The following is a 16,691-nucleotide window of genomic DNA, read 5'->3' as shown; positions in this document are numbered from 1 at the left end:
TCTGACGCGGAGTCCTCATGGATCAACTCGACCGCCTCATCATAGCGGCCCTGCAACACAATGCGCGGGCCTCGACAACCGGGATCGCGGCCAAGCTTGGTGTCGCCCGCACAACCGTGCACGAACGCATCAGCCGAATGGAAGATCGCGGCGTGATTGCCGGATATTCGGTCGTGCTGCGCGACCCTCAGGACGAACCCAGAGTGAACGTGGTGGTCATGCTGGAAGTGCAACAAAAGGAAACCTCGCGCATCATCAAGCGGCTCGAAGCGTATCCCGAGATCAAGCTGTGTCTGTCGATCAATGGCGATTATGATCTTTTGCTGTCAGCCGAGGCGCCCAGGATCGAGGATCTGGATATCCTCGTCGATGAACTGGCTGCAATTCCCGGCGTCCTGCGCACCAATACCAGCGTGGTTTTTGGACGCCGCATTGATCGTAGATAGCAAATTGACGATAATGTCGTCAAAATGACAGCATCAAGACTCATATCGTCACTCTGATCCCTACAAACCGAACAGCGCATTCGTCAAACTTTCTGAAAAAGGAAGGAAACGAGCAATGCGCTGGAACATATGCGTTATCGGAGCCGGAAAAATCGGCCAGATGATAGCGACACTACTGAAAACCTCGCCGAATTATTCGGTAACCGTTGCCGATAACGATCTTGCGGCACTGGCGGTGCTCAAGAAAATGGGCGTTGCAACCAAACAGATCGACGCTGGCGATGCATCGGGTCTGGCTGAGGGTTTGCGCGGCTTTGATGCCGTCATTTCCGCAGCACCCTTTTTTCTGACCCCAGCTATCGCACAGGCGGCGAAAGAGGCAGGTGCCCATTATTTCGACCTGACCGAGGACGTGGCCGCGACAAATGCGGTACGCGAACTGGCTGCGGACAGCCAGACCGCGTTTATGCCCCAATGTGGTTTGGCACCGGGATTTGTTGGCATCGCGGGTTCGGCGCTGGCTCACGATTTCGACGAACTGGACAGCCTGCACATGCGGGTGGGCGCGCTGCCGCTGTATCCGACCAACGCGCTGAAATACAATCTCACCTGGTCGACCGACGGTCTGATCAACGAATACTGCAATCCCTGCGACGCCATCGTAAACGGCGAACGCGTCAAAACCGCGCCGCTGGAAGATTACGAAATTCTGGGCCACGACGGCGTAGAATACGAATGTTTCAACACCTCCGGTGGTCTTGGCACCCTGCCCGAAACGCTGGATGGCAAGGCACGGGCGGTATCCTATCGCTCGATCAGGTACCCGGGTCACCGCGATATCCTCAAGCTGCTGTTGTCGGATCTGGGACTGGAACGCCGCCGCGATCTGCTGAAGGAAATTTTTGAAGCCGCCCTGCCCCGCACCGATCAGGACGTGGTGCTGGTCTATTGCACCGCCAAAGGCCTGATCAATGGCGAGCTTCGTGAGAAGTCGCTGATCAATAAATCCTTCAGCCGCGTGATCGACGGGCAGGTCTGGAGCGCCATCCAGATCACTACCGCTGCAGGCGTACTGGGTGTCGTCGACCTGATGCGGACCGGTGCGCTGCCGTCAAAGGGTTTTGTACGGCAAGAGCAGGTGAAGCTTGCAGATTTCCTGAACACCGAATTTGGCCGCCTGTACCGGGCGGGGGACGTAACTGAACAGAACAAGGCAGCCTGAGACATGAAAGATATTGTCATGACCGCTGAAACTACCCTTTCGAAACTGGGCCTGAGCGCCGCCGAGCTGAGCGGCGGTACGTTGCGGGTGAACTCACCGATTGACGGCGGCCTTTTGGCCGAAGTGCACGAAACACCCGCGTCGGATATGGACCAGATCTTTGCCAATTCCAAAACTGCGTTCAAGGCATGGCGCACGGTCCCGGCACCCCGCCGCGGCGAGTTGATCCGCCTGCTGGGCGAAGAGCTGCGCGCCGCCAAAGATGAACTGGGCGCCCTTGTCAGCTGGGAGGCAGGCAAGATCACGTCCGAAGGGCTGGGCGAAGTGCAGGAGATGATCGACATTTGCGATTTCGCCGTTGGCCTGTCGCGCCAGCTATATGGCCTGACCATCGCCAGCGAACGCCCCGGCCACCGGATGATGGAGACATGGCACCCCGCCGGGCCGGTTGGTGTGATTACCGCGTTCAACTTTCCAGTCGCGGTCTGGTCGTGGAACACGGCGCTGGCGTTGGTTTGCGGTGACCCGGTGATCTGGAAGCCGTCCGAAAAGACGCCTCTGACCGCGCTGGCGTGCCAGAAGATATTTGAACGTGCCATCGACCGCTTTGGCGATGCGCCGGATCATCTGCTGCAAACCCTGATCGGAGGCGCGGATCTGGGCAAGGCTCTGGTTGAAAGTGAGGATGTTCCGATCATTTCGGCCACCGGCTCCACTCGCATGGGCAGGGCCGTCGCACCCATTGTCGCCCAACGCTTTGGCAAATCCATTCTGGAACTGGGCGGCAACAACGCCATGATCGTCGGTCCGTCCGCCGATCTGGAAATGGCAGTGCGCGCCATCGTATTTTCCGCTGTCGGCACCGCTGGTCAACGCTGCACCACCCTACGGCGACTGATCGTGCACAACTCGATCAAGGACGATCTGGTGGCACGGCTCAGCAAAGCCTATTCGGGCCTGCCAATCGGCAACCCTCTGTCCGATGGAACGCTTGTCGGTCCGTTGATCGATGAAGCATCCGGTGCAGCCATGACTGCGGCCCTTGAAGCGGCCAAGGCCGAAGGCGGAACGGTCCACGGCGGCGCCCGGGTCACAAAGGGCGTGCCCGAAGGCGGCGTCTATATGGAACCGGCTATTGTCGAGATGCCCGGGCAGTCTGACGTCGTAAAGACCGAAACCTTCGCACCCATTCTTTATGTGATGGGGTATGACGATTTTGCGGATGCGTTGGATATCCAGAATGACGTTCCGCAGGGGCTGTCCTCGTGCGTCTTCACGCTGAATATGCGTGAGGCAGAGCAATTCCTGTCGGCGGCCGGTTCAGATTGCGGCATCGCCAACGTCAACATCGGGCCTTCGGGCGCAGAAATCGGTGGTGCGTTTGGTGGCGAAAAGGAAACCGGTGGCGGTCGCGAAAGCGGATCGGACGCGTGGAAAGCTTACATGCGCCGTCAGACCAACACCGTAAACTATTCGGCGGAACTGCCGCTAGCGCAGGGTGTCAAATTCGACATCTGAGAACAATTTTGCCCGCCCTGAAACCGGGGCGGGTTTTTCACCTGTTGGCGGTTTCCGATAACCGTCTGTAAACCGGTGACTGAATAGCCTGTCCTGGACTCAGAGAATCCCGGACAGGCAGAATGCCCAAATACCCAGCCCTGATTTTTATACCGGTCTTTATCGCCCTGTCGGTTTCCACAGCGGGTGCGGCTACGGATGCTCGCACGGCCGGGATTTGCGACCGGGCCGCTCGGCAGGCATCCTTGTCCGAGGGCGTGCCTCTTGACGTGTTGCGCGCGATCACCCGCGTGGAAACCGGTCGACACCAAGATGGTGAGGTGATGCCCTGGCCTTGGGCCATAAATCTGGAAGGCAAGAGTTTCTGGTTCAACAGCGAGGTTGAGGCGAAGTCGTTTGTATTCAAGGTGTTCAAAGCAGGTGCGCGCAGTTTTGATGTGGGATGCTTTCAGATCAATTACCGATGGCACGGCCACCGGTTCCGATCCATTGATGCAATGTTCGACCCTGCGGAAAACGCAACCCAAGCAGCCCGGTTTTTGAAGGGACTGCATGATGAACTCGGGACATGGTCTGCTGCCGCTGGCGCCTATCATTCGCGCACGCAATCTTTGGCAGCAAAGTATTCCAAACGTTTCGAGGATGCTTTGGCGCAGCTTGGCGACACCCAATTGCTCCAAGATGAAAACACGCCAACAGCCCCATTCCACACGGCAGCGATTCCTCTGATATCGCCAGCCACACCTCAGCGGCCGCAGCAGGCCAAGACGCTCGGCTCCCTCGTTCCGGTTTCAGCCAACAATGGACCCTTTATCGCGCTCAACTAGGAGGCTCGCGTGCCCCAATTCGACGCCCGGTCACTGTTTTCACCCACCGTATTGTTGGCGCTGGCCCTCATGGCGGTCATCGTCATGATGATCCTGCCCATGCCCGCTTGGGTGCTGGATGTCGGATTGGCCGCGTCTTTCGCTCTGGCCATCCTGATTTTTACACTGACCCTATTCATCGAACGGCCACTGGAGTTCTCGTCTTTTCCCACGATCCTCCTCGCCTCGCTGATGCTGCGGCTGTCGCTGAATGTCTCATCCACCAAACTGATTATTGGTCAGGGTCACACTGGCCCTAACGCAGCGGGCGACGTGATCGAGGGGTTCGCGCAATTCATCATGGGCGGCAGTATTTTTCTGGGCCTTGTCGTGTTCGGCGTCTTGCTGATCGTCAATTTCATGGTCATCACAAAGGGCGCGGCCCGCATGGCCGAGGTCGGCGCGCGCTTCGCGCTGGACGGGATGCCGGGCAAGCAGCTTGCCATCGACAGCGACATGTCCGCAGGCGCGATCGACCACCAGCAGGCCAAGGAAAGGCGCGAGCTGGAGCAGCAGGAAACTACCTTCTTCGGCTCATTGGATGGCGCCTCAAAATTCGTCAAGGGCGATGCGATTGCCGGGTTATTGATAACATTGCTCAATCTGGTGATGGGCCTGATCATGGGCATCGTCGTGCATGGCATGCCTATTGCTGCAGCCTTTGAAACCTACGCCATCCTGACCGTTGGCGACGGGCTGGTGTCACAAATCCCGGCTGTGATCATCTCGATTGCTTCCGCTTTGTTGCTGGCGCGTGGCGGTACGCAGGGTGCCACCGACACTGCGATCTTCTCACAGCTGGGCAGCCACCCGGCGGCGCTGGGAACCGTTGCCGGCCTGATGGTTCTGTTTGCATTGGTCCCGGGCCTGCCGTTTCTGCCCTTTATTTTGGGGGCTGGCGTTCTTGGTTTTGCCGCCTATTCAATCAAGCGAAAAAGCGGACCCGAAGAACCGGATACGGAGCATAGTGAGGCGCAGGTGCCAGTCACGCAAGCCATCGGGGATATTCTGGATCTGGACGACGTGCATCTGGAATTTGCGCCCGATCTTGTCAGCATGGTGCTGAACCCCGGCACCGGCCTGGACGCTCGGATCACAAATATGCGGACATATGTGGCATCAAATTATGGGTTGGTCATGCCGGAAATCCGCCTGACGGATCGCGCGGATTTGCCCAAGGGAACCTATGTCGTCCGCATTCACGGCGTCGAACAGGCGCGCGGGGTGCTGAACCCTGATCTGGTACTTGCCCTGGTTCAGGATGAATCCGGCCTGCTGCCAGACGGCAACGACGTCACCGAACCAGTGTATGGCGCCCCTGCCCGCTGGATTTTACCAAAGGATCAGGAGACCGCAGCGCTGAACGGGGCGACGATCGTTTCACCACCGGAAATTCTGGCCACGCACCTGCTGGAAATCATCAAGCAGAATTTCGCGCGCCTGCTCACGCTTAAATCCCTTCGCCGCCTGCTGTCAGAGATGACGCGCCTCAGTGATCCTATCCGGGCCGAAGCCAACAGAAAGCTGCTGGACGAACTGATCCCCGACAGGGTGCCCATCGACACGCTGCACGCCGTGTTACGCCTTTTGCTGGATGAAAGGGTGTCCATACGCAACATGCCTCTGATTCTGGAAACCGTTGCCGAAGCGCGCCTGACAACAACGCAACCCGAAGGCATCTGCGAACAGGTACGTCAGAGGCTTGGGTTCCAGTTGGTCGCTGATCTGAAACGCGACGATGGGTCAATCCCGCTGGTTCAGTTGGCCCCGGAATGGGAGGATACGTTCGCTCAATACCAGATCGACACGGCCCCGTCCGGTCTGGACGTCGCATTGCCGCCGGATCTTTTTAACAAGCTGGCGGATGGTTTGGCCGAACGAATGGCCTCATCCGCCGATCAGGGCCTGTTTCCTGCACTGGCAACATCGTCCAGGCGACGCAGGTTGCTGCGGATGATCATGCATGCCCGTGGCGTATCCAATCCGGTACTGTCCTTCGAGGAAATCGGGCTGGAAGCGCGGCCAGCCCTTGTGGGCACAGTTGCGGCATGATTGCGCTGCCGCCCAATCTTCTTGGAATGCTGGGCTTTGAACTCTGGCATTGGTTCACGGTTTTTCTGCGTGTTTCAGCCTTTGTCGCATTGTTACCTGCTTTCGGCGAACGGTCCATTCCCGCCCGGGTCAAGTTGGGCGCAGCGCTGGCGTTTACGCTGATCATCGCAACCGCTGTTCAGGGCACGTCGGTTGATTCCGACTTGGCCACCCTTCTGGGCCTCGTCGGGACCGAGGTCGTAATCGGTCTGGCCATGGGGATAGCGGTCCGCCTGTTTGTTTTGGCGCTACAGACCGCAGGCTCGATTGCTGCGCAATCAACCTCTTTGTCGCAAATTCTGGGCGGAGCAGCCGCCGAACCGGTTCCGGCGATGGGATATCTGCTGATGATCGCTGGCATCGCATTGGCCTGTTTGATGGGAATTCACGTGCGGGCCGCCGAATTCCTGATCCGGACATACGACATGTTGCCCATTGGAACGCAACTCGGCGCTGCGGCCCTTACCGAGTGGGGTGTCGGGCAAGTATCGCAGGCGTTTTCCCTGGCATTCTCTCTGGCTGTACCTTTTGTCATTGCGTCGCTGGTCTATAATCTTGCTCTCGGCGTGATCAATCGGGCCATGCCTCAATTGATGGTGGCATTCGTCGGCGCCCCTGCCATCACATTGGCGGGGCTGTTCCTTCTTTTTACCGGTGCGCCGTTGATCCTTTCAGTCTGGTCAGATGCACTTTTCGGGTTCTTCACCAATCCCTTCGGAGAATTGCCGTGAACCCGCAGGACGACGACAGTGAAAAGCCATTCGACCCGACGCCGAACAAACTCAGAAAAGCGCGCGAGAAGGGAGAGATCGCGAAATCCTCGGACCTGTCGGTTGTGGCCGCTTATGTCGGCCTGGCAATTGCAGTTCTGACAATCGGGACAATTGCCGTTGAACAACTGGGTACGCTGTTTCTGATACTGATCGAGCAATCCGGGCCCCTGTCGCTGCAGCTTGTCCGTGGCCCGTCCCAAAGCCTCGTGGCTGAAATCTCGACCCGTGTCGGCGTAACCGTGCTGGCCTTTTTTGCAATACCGGCGGCGGCCGTTCTTCTCAGCCTCGTTGCGCAACGGGCATTTATACTTGCACCAAACAAACTGAAGCCCCGACTGTCGCGCATTTCGGTCATATCCAACGCGCGAAACAAGTTCGGCCGGCAGGGTTTGTTCGAATTTGCCAAGAGCTTTGTTAAACTTGTCCTTTACTCGGTATGCCTGGCATTGTTTTTGCGCGCCAATCTTGCGGAAATCATCACTTCCAGCGCGGTACAACCGCGATCGTCAATCCTGCTGATGGTGAACTTTCTAACCCGTTTTCTGGCCATCGTAATTGCAGTGGCCTTGATGATCGGTGTCGTTGACTACCTTTGGCAATATTCGGAACACATTCGCAAAAACAGAATGTCCCGGAAGGAGATCCTTGACGAAACAAAAGACTCGGAAGGAGATCCGCACATGAAGCAGCAACGCCAGAGGCGCGCTCAGGACATTGCCGCCATCCAGATGATGGCGGATGTTCCAACTGCCGATGTTGTGGTGGTGAACCCGACCCATTACGCGGTTGCGCTGAAGTGGTCGCGCGCACCGGGCGAAGCGCCGGTGTGCGTCGCCAAGGGAGTGGACGAGATTGCCGCCGCCATCCGGGCCGCCGCCGAAGATGCGGGCGTGCCCGTTCACCCGGATCCGCCTACGGCACGGGCCCTGCATGCGACCGTCGCAATCGGGCAGGAAATCCCAGCAGAACATTATCGCCCCGTTGCTGCCGCAATCCGCTTTGCAGAAGCCATGAGAAAGCGCGCGAAAGGTCAGGTGGGATGAAAAAGCCGGCCCTCTCGAACCTAGGGAAAGTAACCGAGGTTCTGTTTCTTAAAAAACTGGAAAAAGTCCGGCCTGTTCTTGAGCAGGAAGCGATTCTCAACCGTCAGATTAGCCGTCTTGACGAACAGTTGGCCGAGGTCCGCAGGAGCGGCAGTGAAACTTCGGGCTATCACCTCTGCGGCGCCGACATTCTGTGGCACAGTTGGGAGGCCGGAACACGCAGAACTGTGAACATGGATCTGGCGCGGCTACGCGCGCAGAAACTACAACAGATGGACGAATTGCGGCACGCATTCGGTCAACGCGAGGCTGTTCGGGAAATCGTAAAGAACCTGACCAAACATTCATAGCACTCGGATCCGGTATCGGTCTTTGACACGTCAGGCCGTTCAGGTGTCCTGTCTGCTCACGCTCATGATCAGAACCCGGGACACGTCGGTCCCGAGATGTTTTTGTGCCTCTTCCAACAGCGTGCGCCGCAGTAATTGCAGGTTGTCCGAGTGGGTGAAATTCCCGTCAAAACCGCCGACATTGGCATGATCAAACAGTACCTGAAGAAACCCGTCCCTCAGGTTCGGTTCAATTGCATAAATCTCCTCGCTGACTCCGGCGCGCGTTTCCAGGCTGAGAGACATGGTCACCAAGGCTGCGATCCGATCCTGCTCGACCACGGGGACAACAAATTGTTTGGGCAGCTTCAGGTACTCGTGCTGTTCTTTCTTTTCATCCTTTGTATCCGAACTGACCTTCACGCCTTTCTTCTTCTGCTTGTCAGTTTCAGCCTTTGCTGTGGCCTTGTCATCTTTCGTCTGGCTTTGCTGCGCCTGCGGCTCGGCCCGGGGACTCAGGGCTATGCTTGCTGCCACTCCGGCCCCAAACCCGCCGATCAGCAACAGCATTGGCAGTGCTTTTTTGATCATGACGAGGCCTCAGAACGGAAGCAGTGTATCAAGGATTTGCTGCCCATATCGGGGCTGCTGGACATCGGTGATCTGCCCGCGCCCGCCATAGGAAACGCGTGCCGAGGCTATCTTGTCGTAGGTGATTTCGTTTTGCCGGGAAATGTCTTCGGGGCGGACATAGCCCGCGACCAACAACTCGCGCAGCTCGAAATTGACCCGAAGTTCCTGCGAACCGGAAATGGAAAGGACACCGTTGGGCAGAACGTCAACCACCGTCGCTGCGACCCGCAGGGTAAGCTTCTCCTTGCGCTTGACCGACCCCTTTCCCTTTGTCTCGGAGTTGGAATCGATCGACACCGCCTCGGCCAGCGACGCCCCTTCGGGCAGCTTCTCACCGGCACGTTGTGGATATCCGAACAGATGCGGCACGCCCAGCGTTTCCGCCCCTGTACGCGAGCGCTTGGTGTCGTTCGAGATTTCGGCCTTTTCGTCGATTTCGATAACGACGGTCAGGATATCCCCCTTTTTCATCGCTCGCTGATCCCCCAGCAGAGAGTTCTGCCCACCGCTCCACAAGGACGACTGATCAACTTGGCGTTGGGGTTGGGTATGAAGCGGCAGGCCCGGCCAGAGCATCGCGACATGTTCCGGAGATTCCGAATTGGGTGTAAAACTCGGCGGCTTACCCAGATGATCCAACCGACCACACGCGGAGGTGACGAGAAGGACAAACAAAGCCGGTTTCAGAAGCTTGAGATTCTGCATTATTTAACCTCGATATTGCCGTCCGGGCGGATCCGGCCGGTGACGGTTGTGCGTGACGACAGGTTCATGACCCGAATGAATTCACCTTCGGCTCCCCGCCCCAGTGCCCGGCCGTCTGTTGCGATGGAAAGGGCGCCGCGATCAAAGAGGATGGTGACCAGATCGTTTCGGTCGACCAAAGCCGGGGGGCCGACATCCGACAGGCGAATTGGCCGCCCGGCATAAAGGGTCACGCGCGCTTCCATACCGATCAGAACATCCGCTTGCGTGACCGCATTCGGCACCTCGACCTGTTTTCGGGCAAGATCTTCGACCAGAATGATTTCTTTGGCGCGGATAGTCCGCGCGGGCACGACGATTTCGGCCTGTGCGATCACCGGGTGAGTCAGGGCCAGTATGAAAGCAACCGTTTTCATCACCGTACCTGCGTCGTTGCGCCCATCATCTGATCGACCGCTGATATGACCTTGGCGTTCATCTCATAACCACGCTGTGCTTCGATCAGCTCTGTTACCTCACGGACCGCATCGACCGAGCTGTCCTCGAGATATCCCTGACGCAGGGTTCCCAGACCATCCTCGCCGGGTGTCCCGACAACCGGGCTCCCCGACGCTTCGGTTTCCTTGAACAGATTGCCGCCGAGCGCCTCCAACCCCTTGGCGTTTGAGAAGCTCGCCAGGGTTAGTTCACCCAAAAGTTGCCCTTCGGCCGTGTCATCGAAATAGGCATAGACCTCGCCCGACGCGTTGATCGAGATTGAACGTGCATCGTCGGGAATTGTGACCTCGGGCGTTACTACAAAACCGTCGGCCGTCACGATCAGCCCCTCGGCAGATTTCTTGAGGCTGCCGTCACGGGTATACGCCGATTGCCCGTTGGGTAGCGTGACTTCCAGATATCCCCGGCCTTCGATCGCAAGATCCAGATCGCTGCCTGTTGCGGACAAAGTACCCTGCGCCAACTGCACCGTAACAGCGGCCGGCCGAACACCAAGCCCGAGCTGAATGCCGGTGGGTAAGACTGTGCCGTCTGCCGCATTCACGGTGCCCGCCCGGACCATTTGCTGATAGTGCAGATCGGCGAACTCGGCCCGCCGCGCGTTGTAACCCGTCGTGTTCATGTTTGCGAGGTTGTTCGAAATAGTCTCGACCCGCATCTGCTGTGCGGTCATTCCAGTAGCTGCAATTTGCAAGGCACGCATGTCGGAAACTCCTTTGATTATTGATCAGCGCATCAGAGTTTTGAGCGCACTACGCACCCTCTCATCCTCGGCCTCTAGGAAGCTTTGCCCAAGTTCATAGGCGCGCTGGACCTCGACAAGTCGGGTAACCTGTTCGATGGCATTGACGTTTGACCCCTCGAGAAACCCGCGAAGAACAACTGGTTCCTCCAGCGGTTCCGCGTCACCTTCGATACGAAATCCAACGCCGCCCTCCCGGACAAGAGTGTGGGGGTCCGTAGGCCGATAGGTCCCGATCTGGCCCAGCAGGCGGCCTTCGACACTCAGCGTTCCGTCACTTCCAACATCAATCGAAGTGGCGTCCGGCGGTATGAAGATAGGAGAGCCGTTCGCGTCCAGAACGGGAAACCCGTCGACTGAAACAAGATCGCCTTCGGCATTCGGTGTGAAACTTCCGGCCCGGGTCAGGCGGGGACCGGATGGGGTTTCCAGCATAAAGAACCCCTCGCCTTCGATCGCAAAGTCAAACTGTCCGCCGGTCTGGGTCAGGACACCCTGCTGCTGAGATGTGCTCCGGGTCTGTGCCCGCGCCATCGAGAGTGATGGCTGATGCCCCATGTCCCTGACAAACTCAGAAAACACGAGCCCCTGCTGCCGGTACCCGGTGGTGTTGGCATTGGCGATATTGTTGGCGACCACCCGTATTTCATTCATCAGACCCGATTGACGGGACAAAGTGATATATGCCGTATCCATCAGCGGCCTCCTGAAATCAGCGGAACAATTGTGGCGGTGAAGAAGGTGACCAGGGTTTGGGTCATGAAGCCCATCGAGACCCAGAAAACCGCGATTATAGCCAAAAGTTTTGGCACGAATGTCAGGGTCATTTCCTGGACAGAGGTCAGCGCCTGAAACAGGCCGACAACCAGACCGGCGACCAACGCCACCGTCAGAATCGGAATCGAGGTTATCACCGCGACCCAAAGCGCCTGACGCAGAACGTCGTAAAAGAGACCTTCACCCAACATCGCTCAAACCGGCATACGCAGGATTTCCTGATAGGCCTCGACGACCTTGTTCCGCACGATCACAGCCGTTTCGACGGCGAGTTCGGTTTGAGCCAGCGCTTGCACCAGCGCATGAGGGTCGGCCTGACCCACCATTGCTGACTGGGCCACCTGTTCGCTTTGTTGCAATGTTGCTGCAAAGTCCTGAAATACCTCACGAACCCCCGCTGTGGAATTCGGGTCGACCTGCGTTGCAGGGCGTGCCGAGGTATAGTTCTGTACTGCGCTGATAGAGCGGATATCCATTCTGGTCGTCCTCGTTATTTGCGGAGAAGATCCATCAGACTGGCCGACATCTGTCGGGTCTGGTCGAACATTTTCAGGTTGGCTTCATAACTGCGGCGCGCCTCACGCGCGTCGGCGATTTCGATCATCAGATCGACATTCGAGCTGTGGTAAAATCCTGCATTATCAGCCAATGGGTGGCCGGGATCGTAAACCCGCGTCAACTCACTTTGGTCCAGACGCACTTTTCCGGTGCGAACCAAATCAGCGCCTGCTTCGCTGACCATTTCAAACGGAACGGACTTGCGCCGATAGCCCGGCGTGTCGGCGTTCGAGATGTTTTCGGATACGTGCCGCAACCGGGTCGCCTGCGCGCGCAGAGCGCTGGACGAGGCGGCAAGGGCATTTGCAAAATCACTCATCCCGCAACCTCCTTACACTTTGCCCAAACCGGTGCGCAGTATGTTCAGCGACGAGCGGTAGATCGCCAGCGCCCGGTCGTGCTGTCGCTTGACGTCAACCGCCCTGAGTACTTCCTGCTCGACCGAAACGCCGTTTCCATTGGGATCTGTGGCACCGTCCCGCACAACCTCTGCCCACACCCAGGCACCGGATGACGCGCCGTGAAGATGGCCGCTACGCGTAGCTGTCATATCGGAGTCGGCACCCTGATTTCCATAGGCCGTCTGAAAGGCCACCAGGTCGCGTGCGCGGTACCCCGGGGTGTCTGCATTGGCCATGTTCCGGGATATGACAGCTTGTCGCTGACCAGCGTGTGTTGCCATTGCGTACGATATCTTAAAGACGTTCAGGTCTGAGAACATCGGGGCTTCTCCCTCGATCAATTTCAATCAAGGCTTAACCCCGATTCCTTTAGAAACCGTTTTCAGAACTCAATCGGAGGAGTCACAATGTCCGCGCCCGAACCAAGGTCTCTGAAAGCCGCTTTTGACCGACTGAATCCTCTAGGCCAGGTCGGTCGCGTTGCCGAGGTCACAAACGGGCTTATCAAGATTGCCGGTCTGGCAGATCAGGCCAAAACCGGGGACCATCTGCGGTTGGAACGAAAACATGGCCCCCATCTGGCCGGCGAAGTGCTGAATGTCGCACATCAGGCAGTCCACATGTTGCCTGCAGGTGCACCTGACGGTGTTTCTCTTGGCGACAGGGTGGTGCTGGAACAAACTCCCGCTTTCGCACCGGCGATGAACTGGCTGGGCCGTGTCATTGACCCGTTCGGGCGACCTCTGGACGGAAAACCCCTGTTGGGGGGAGAGGCGACAAGAGACATAGTACAGGACCCACCTCCCGCTGTCCGACGCAAACCGCTGGGGCCGCGCATGGCCACGGGACTGACCATGCTCAACACGGTCCTGCCCATCGTGCGCGGACAGCGCGTTGGACTGTTTGCAGGGTCCGGTGTTGGTAAATCGACTCTTTTGGCAACACTTGCCCGATCCATGCAGGCCGATGCCGTCGTAGTGGCTCTGATCGGAGAGCGTGGCCGGGAGGTGAACGAGTTTGTCGAGAAAGCACTGGGCGCCGAAGGCATGAAACGAGCAATCGTTGTGGCCGCAACCTCGGACCAGTCCGCCCTTGTGCGGCGGCGCTGTGCCTGGTCGGCGATGGCTGCCGCAGAACACCTTCGCGATCAGGGGTTGAACGTTTTGTTTCTTGCGGATTCGGTGACCAGATTTGCCGAAGCACATCGGGAAATTGCGGTTGCAACAGGAGAAGCGCCGTCGTTGCGGAGCTTTCCCGCCTCTCTGACACCTCTCATTTCGGGGCTGTGCGAACGAGCGGGACCAGGCACAGAGGAACAGGGGGATATAACCGCGATATTCAGCGTTCTGGTCGCCGGTTCCGATATGGATGAGCCGGTTGCGGATATCCTGCGCGGGGTGCTGGACGGGCATATCGTGCTCAGCCGTGAAATTGCTGAGCGCGGACGGTTTCCTGCCATCGACCTGAGCCGGTCGGTCTCACGAAGCCTGCCCGAGGCGGCTACGGCCGAAGAAAACGAGTTGATCAGCCAAACCCGCAGACTGGTTGGAAGCTACGAGCAATCCGAGGTCATGATAAAGGCGGGGTTGTATTCCGAGGGCGCTGATCCGCTTCTGGATCAGGCTGTGCGCGTGCACGCGGATCTGGATACGTTTTTTGGCAATACCGAATCGGAAAGTGTTGCGGACAGTTTCAACCGGCTGTCACTGATCCTACGCCGCGCCCGAGCGATGCAGTTGCAATAACGGTATTCGGGATCATCCCGGGAATTCCGAACAACTTTAGATGTTAGATATCCCTTAAGACCTGCTCTGCTATCCCGATCGTCGGGTGATAAGACAGGTGGTGGAAATGGGTGCGCAATCGAATGCGGCGCCAATCATCATCAAGAAGAAACGGGTCGTTGGCGGTGATGGTCATCACGGCGGCGCGTGGAAGGTCGCTTATGCGGACTTCGTGACGGCCATGATGGCCTTCTTCATGCTGATGTGGCTGCTGAACGCAACGACGGAAAAACAACGCAAGGGACTGGCGGACTACTTTTCGCCAACCATCCCAGTCAACCCGGTTTCGGGTGGCGGTGACGGGGCCTTTGGCGGTGAAAACATGTTTTCCGAAAAGACGATGGTGATGGACGGATCGGGTGCGACCAACCGTAACCCAACCGAAGCCAAACGGGCGCGCGGCTCGACCGGTGTCGATGCCGATGGTGGCGGGCGCGGCGCGAACGAGGATTTCTCGACGCTTGAGGCGCGGTTGCTCGGCCGAACCGGTGAAAGCAGCGTCTCCGAGAAAATGCTCAGGCACATCGTGACCCGGGTGACGGACAAAGGATTGATCGTCGAACTTTTTGACACGGGCGAATCGGCCCTGTTCGAACGGGGCTCTGACAGGCCAACCCGAATGATGCGGGCGCTTGCGCTGTTGGTGGCAAGATCGTCGGATCTGGTGACAAACAACATTTCAGTCGAAGGACATGTGCGGGCGAACCCCGTAGTTCTGTTGCAAGATCCGGTTTGGGACTTGTCGGCATCCAGGGCGATGGCGGTACGGGAAATGTTGGAAAGCAAGGGCGTTGCCCCTAGCAGATTGCAACGGATTACCGGTCACGCGGACCGCAAACTCGCTGTCGACAATCCGATGGCAGCCCGCAACAACCGGATAGAAATCATCTTTCTCAGAAGCCCGTGAACTAGGAGAATCGCGTGGATTTTATCTGTTAGCGGGCTGTTAAGGGGACGTGCGGTATCTGTTGCTGCAACAATTGACGCAACAGAAAGGCGTGCAGATGACCATTTCCTCTTCGCTGAATGCGGGCGTGGCGGCGCTGAAGGCCAATGCCAACAGGCTGGCCACCATTTCCGACAATATCGCGAATTCTTCGACGTTCGGGTACAAGCGGGTCGAAACGGATTTTCACTCCATGGTCACCTCCAGCTCTGGTGGCGCATATTCCGCTGGCGGGGTTCGCACGACAAGCCAGCGCCTGATCGATCAAAGCGGTTCTTTGGTCACAACTAACAATTCGACCGATCTGGCGGTACGTGGGCGTGGGATGCTACCGGTCAGGCCCAGCTCACAAATTGGTTCCGGCTCATCGCAGATGTTGTTAACGACCACCGGGTCTTTCCGGGCTAACGAACAGGGGTATCTGGTCACTGAATCCGGGCTTGTTCTTCTGGGATGGCCTGCGCAGCCAGACGGATCGATTCCCAGTGTGCCGCGCGACACACCTGCGGCACTGCAGCCTGTCCAGCTCAGCGTCAATCAACTGTCGGGATCGCCAACGACCCGCATGAACCTGCGGATGAACCTTCCTGCCACCGCGACTGAGGCCGGATCTCCCGGCGATACGCAGCCCCTGTCGGTCGAATACTTCGACAACCTCGGAAAATCTGAAAACGTCGATATCGAACTGGTGCCCACAGTTCCCGCAACTGGTACAAGCAACGAATGGACCATGACACTGCGGGATACCGCATCGGGCGGTGCCGTGATCGGAGAGTACACTCTGACTTTCACCGACAGCCGCACAGCCGGTGGAACCCTAGCCAGTGTCACCACCGTATCCGGAGGTGCGTATGATCCCGCCACCGGAAGCTTCCTGGTCAGCGTGGCGGGCGGCCCCATGGAGGTTAATATCGGCCAAATAGGCGACGCCAACGGCATTACCCAATTGTCGGACACGTTTGCCCCTGTTTCCATTACCCGGGACGGGTCCGCCGTTGGCACGATGACCAGCGTTGAAGTAGACGAAAACGGGTTTGTATACGCCTTTTATGACACCGGCATCAGCCGCCGTATGTTTCAGATACCGCTGGCGGATGTTCCCAATCCCAACGGGCTGACAGCGCTGGACAGCCAGACTTATGCCCCTTCCCGCGAAAGCGGCACGTTTTTCCTGTGGAATGCCGGGGATGGACCAACCGGCGATCTGGTCTCATTCGCGCGCGAAGAATCGACAACGGATGTCGCGACGGAATTGACCGCGATGATTCAAACCCAACGGGCTTATTCCTCCAGCGCCAAAGTCATCCAGACCGTGGATGAGATGCTGCAGGAAACAACCAATATCAAACGTTGACCCGG

The 16,691-nt window shown here is 57.9% G+C and carries 20 protein-coding genes; 11 read left to right on the top strand and 9 right to left on the bottom strand.

Translation table 11 applies throughout. The features are described 5' to 3' along the window. The first annotated feature begins 17 nt into the window (after positions 1 to 17). From ACR0NA_RS09730 to ACR0NA_RS09695, 8 genes are all read left to right on the top strand, one after another. Complete coding sequence (locus tag ACR0NA_RS09730; protein WP_480450724.1) at positions 18 to 446, top strand: Lrp/AsnC family transcriptional regulator; 429 nt, start codon at positions 18 to 20, stop codon at positions 444 to 446. A gap of 115 nt (positions 447 to 561) precedes the next feature. After that, entirely contained in the window at positions 562 to 1,668 is a 1,107-nt protein-coding gene (locus ACR0NA_RS09725) for a saccharopine dehydrogenase family protein (RefSeq protein ID WP_480728429.1), read from the top strand. 3 nt (positions 1,669 to 1,671) lie between these two features. Beyond that, complete coding sequence (gene amaB / locus ACR0NA_RS09720; protein WP_480728428.1) at positions 1,672 to 3,186, top strand: L-piperidine-6-carboxylate dehydrogenase; 1,515 nt, start codon at positions 1,672 to 1,674, stop codon at positions 3,184 to 3,186. 122 nt (positions 3,187 to 3,308) lie between these two features. Further along, complete coding sequence (locus ACR0NA_RS09715; RefSeq protein ID WP_480728426.1) at positions 3,309 to 4,013, top strand: transglycosylase SLT domain-containing protein; 705 nt, start codon at positions 3,309 to 3,311, stop codon at positions 4,011 to 4,013. A gap of 69 nt (positions 4,014 to 4,082) precedes the next feature. Then, a complete protein-coding gene (gene flhA / locus ACR0NA_RS09710) occupies positions 4,083 to 6,104 on the top strand; it encodes a flagellar biosynthesis protein FlhA (RefSeq protein WP_480728695.1) in 2,022 nt (673 codons plus the stop codon). Next, positions 6,101 to 6,874 carry a flagellar biosynthetic protein FliR gene (locus ACR0NA_RS09705; RefSeq protein WP_480728425.1) on the top strand — a complete coding sequence of 258 codons (774 nt, stop codon included), beginning with the start codon at positions 6,101 to 6,103 and terminating at the stop codon, positions 6,872 to 6,874. Before flhA ends, ACR0NA_RS09705 begins: the two co-directional genes overlap by 4 nt. Beyond that, positions 6,871 to 7,959 carry a flagellar type III secretion system protein FlhB gene (gene flhB / locus ACR0NA_RS09700; RefSeq protein WP_480728422.1) on the top strand — a complete coding sequence of 363 codons (1,089 nt, stop codon included), beginning with the start codon at positions 6,871 to 6,873 and terminating at the stop codon, positions 7,957 to 7,959. Before ACR0NA_RS09705 ends, flhB begins: the two co-directional genes overlap by 4 nt. After that, positions 7,956 to 8,309 carry a hypothetical protein gene (locus ACR0NA_RS09695; RefSeq protein ID WP_480728420.1) on the top strand — a complete coding sequence of 118 codons (354 nt, stop codon included), beginning with the start codon at positions 7,956 to 7,958 and terminating at the stop codon, positions 8,307 to 8,309. The genes flhB and ACR0NA_RS09695 overlap by 4 nt, the downstream gene beginning before the upstream one ends. A 39-nt stretch (positions 8,310 to 8,348) precedes the next feature. Here ACR0NA_RS09695 and ACR0NA_RS09690 read toward each other — a convergent pair whose 3' ends face one another. From ACR0NA_RS09690 to ACR0NA_RS09650, 9 genes are read right to left on the bottom strand one after another with little or no spacing between them, the layout of a single operon-like run. Further along, on the bottom strand, positions 8,349 to 8,879 hold the full coding sequence (locus tag ACR0NA_RS09690; protein WP_480728417.1) for a flagellar basal body-associated FliL family protein: 531 nt from the start codon (positions 8,877 to 8,879) through the stop codon (positions 8,349 to 8,351). A 9-nt stretch (positions 8,880 to 8,888) separates the two neighbouring features. Then, a complete protein-coding gene (flgH, locus tag ACR0NA_RS09685) occupies positions 8,889 to 9,626 on the bottom strand; it encodes a flagellar basal body L-ring protein FlgH (RefSeq protein WP_480450737.1) in 738 nt (245 codons plus the stop codon). Then, complete coding sequence (flgA, locus tag ACR0NA_RS09680; RefSeq protein WP_480728413.1) at positions 9,626 to 10,042, bottom strand: flagellar basal body P-ring formation chaperone FlgA; 417 nt, start codon at positions 10,040 to 10,042, stop codon at positions 9,626 to 9,628. The genes flgH and flgA overlap by 1 nt, the downstream gene beginning before the upstream one ends. Continuing rightward, on the bottom strand, positions 10,042 to 10,827 hold the full coding sequence (gene flgG, locus ACR0NA_RS09675) for a flagellar basal-body rod protein FlgG (RefSeq protein ID WP_480728411.1): 786 nt from the start codon (positions 10,825 to 10,827) through the stop codon (positions 10,042 to 10,044). The genes flgA and flgG overlap by 1 nt, the downstream gene beginning before the upstream one ends. A 24-nt stretch (positions 10,828 to 10,851) precedes the next feature. Next, a complete protein-coding gene (locus tag ACR0NA_RS09670; protein ID WP_480728408.1) occupies positions 10,852 to 11,562 on the bottom strand; it encodes a flagellar hook-basal body complex protein in 711 nt (236 codons plus the stop codon). Then, complete coding sequence (locus ACR0NA_RS09665) at positions 11,562 to 11,834, bottom strand: flagellar biosynthetic protein FliQ (protein WP_480728406.1); 273 nt, start codon at positions 11,832 to 11,834, stop codon at positions 11,562 to 11,564. The genes ACR0NA_RS09670 and ACR0NA_RS09665 overlap by 1 nt, the downstream gene beginning before the upstream one ends. A 3-nt stretch (positions 11,835 to 11,837) precedes the next feature. Then, entirely contained in the window at positions 11,838 to 12,119 is a 282-nt protein-coding gene (gene fliE, locus ACR0NA_RS09660) for a flagellar hook-basal body complex protein FliE (protein ID WP_480728403.1), read from the bottom strand. A gap of 14 nt (positions 12,120 to 12,133) precedes the next feature. Continuing rightward, complete coding sequence (gene flgC / locus ACR0NA_RS09655; protein ID WP_480728400.1) at positions 12,134 to 12,520, bottom strand: flagellar basal body rod protein FlgC; 387 nt, start codon at positions 12,518 to 12,520, stop codon at positions 12,134 to 12,136. 12 nt (positions 12,521 to 12,532) lie between these two features. Next, on the bottom strand, positions 12,533 to 12,922 hold the full coding sequence (locus tag ACR0NA_RS09650) for a FlgB family protein (protein ID WP_480728397.1): 390 nt from the start codon (positions 12,920 to 12,922) through the stop codon (positions 12,533 to 12,535). 87 nt (positions 12,923 to 13,009) lie between these two features. Here ACR0NA_RS09650 and ACR0NA_RS09645 point away from each other — a divergent pair, with 87 nt between their 5' ends. From ACR0NA_RS09645 to ACR0NA_RS09635, 3 genes are all read left to right on the top strand, one after another. Then, positions 13,010 to 14,347: a FliI/YscN family ATPase gene (locus ACR0NA_RS09645; protein WP_480728392.1), complete on the top strand. Its 1,338-nt coding sequence runs from the start codon at positions 13,010 to 13,012 to the stop codon at positions 14,345 to 14,347. Positions 14,348 to 14,453: 106 nt separating this feature from the next. After that, entirely contained in the window at positions 14,454 to 15,293 is an 840-nt protein-coding gene (locus ACR0NA_RS09640) for a flagellar motor protein MotB (protein WP_480728390.1), read from the top strand. 97 nt (positions 15,294 to 15,390) lie between these two features. Next, on the top strand, positions 15,391 to 16,686 hold the full coding sequence (locus tag ACR0NA_RS09635; RefSeq protein WP_480728388.1) for a flagellar hook protein FlgE: 1,296 nt from the start codon (positions 15,391 to 15,393) through the stop codon (positions 16,684 to 16,686). Positions 16,687 to 16,691 lie beyond the last annotated feature (5 nt).

The organism is Ruegeria sp. C11, from assembly GCF_056537725.1.
This window is presented reverse-complemented; position numbering and strand designations above follow the sequence as displayed.

Bases quoted from the DNA above. Each gene is read 5' to 3' on its own strand.
- ACR0NA_RS09730 (WP_480450724.1), top strand. From the start codon at position 18: ATGGATCAACTCGACCGCCTCATCATAGCGGCCCTGCAACACAATGCG.
- ACR0NA_RS09725 (WP_480728429.1), top strand. From the start codon at position 562: ATGCGCTGGAACATATGCGTTATCGGAGCCGGAAAAATCGGCCAGATG.
- amaB (WP_480728428.1), top strand. From the start codon at position 1,672: ATGAAAGATATTGTCATGACCGCTGAAACTACCCTTTCGAAACTGGGC.
- ACR0NA_RS09715 (WP_480728426.1), top strand. From the start codon at position 3,309: ATGCCCAAATACCCAGCCCTGATTTTTATACCGGTCTTTATCGCCCTG.
- flhA (WP_480728695.1), top strand. From the start codon at position 4,083: ATGGCGGTCATCGTCATGATGATCCTGCCCATGCCCGCTTGGGTGCTG.
- ACR0NA_RS09705 (WP_480728425.1), top strand. From the start codon at position 6,101: ATGATTGCGCTGCCGCCCAATCTTCTTGGAATGCTGGGCTTTGAACTC.
- ACR0NA_RS09695 (WP_480728420.1), top strand. From the start codon at position 7,956: ATGAAAAAGCCGGCCCTCTCGAACCTAGGGAAAGTAACCGAGGTTCTG.
- ACR0NA_RS09690 (WP_480728417.1), bottom strand. From the start codon at position 8,879: ATGATCAAAAAAGCACTGCCAATGCTGTTGCTGATCGGCGGGTTTGGG.
- flgH (WP_480450737.1), bottom strand. From the start codon at position 9,626: ATGCAGAATCTCAAGCTTCTGAAACCGGCTTTGTTTGTCCTTCTCGTC.
- flgA (WP_480728413.1), bottom strand. From the start codon at position 10,042: ATGAAAACGGTTGCTTTCATACTGGCCCTGACTCACCCGGTGATCGCA.
- flgG (WP_480728411.1), bottom strand. From the start codon at position 10,827: ATGCGTGCCTTGCAAATTGCAGCTACTGGAATGACCGCACAGCAGATG.
- ACR0NA_RS09670 (WP_480728408.1), bottom strand. From the start codon at position 11,562: ATGGATACGGCATATATCACTTTGTCCCGTCAATCGGGTCTGATGAAT.
- ACR0NA_RS09665 (WP_480728406.1), bottom strand. From the start codon at position 11,834: ATGTTGGGTGAAGGTCTCTTTTACGACGTTCTGCGTCAGGCGCTTTGG.
- fliE (WP_480728403.1), bottom strand. From the start codon at position 12,119: ATGGATATCCGCTCTATCAGCGCAGTACAGAACTATACCTCGGCACGC.
- flgC (WP_480728400.1), bottom strand. From the start codon at position 12,520: ATGAGTGATTTTGCAAATGCCCTTGCCGCCTCGTCCAGCGCTCTGCGC.
- ACR0NA_RS09650 (WP_480728397.1), bottom strand. From the start codon at position 12,922: ATGTTCTCAGACCTGAACGTCTTTAAGATATCGTACGCAATGGCAACA.
- ACR0NA_RS09645 (WP_480728392.1), top strand. From the start codon at position 13,010: ATGTCCGCGCCCGAACCAAGGTCTCTGAAAGCCGCTTTTGACCGACTG.
- ACR0NA_RS09640 (WP_480728390.1), top strand. From the start codon at position 14,454: ATGGGTGCGCAATCGAATGCGGCGCCAATCATCATCAAGAAGAAACGG.
- ACR0NA_RS09635 (WP_480728388.1), top strand. From the start codon at position 15,391: ATGACCATTTCCTCTTCGCTGAATGCGGGCGTGGCGGCGCTGAAGGCC.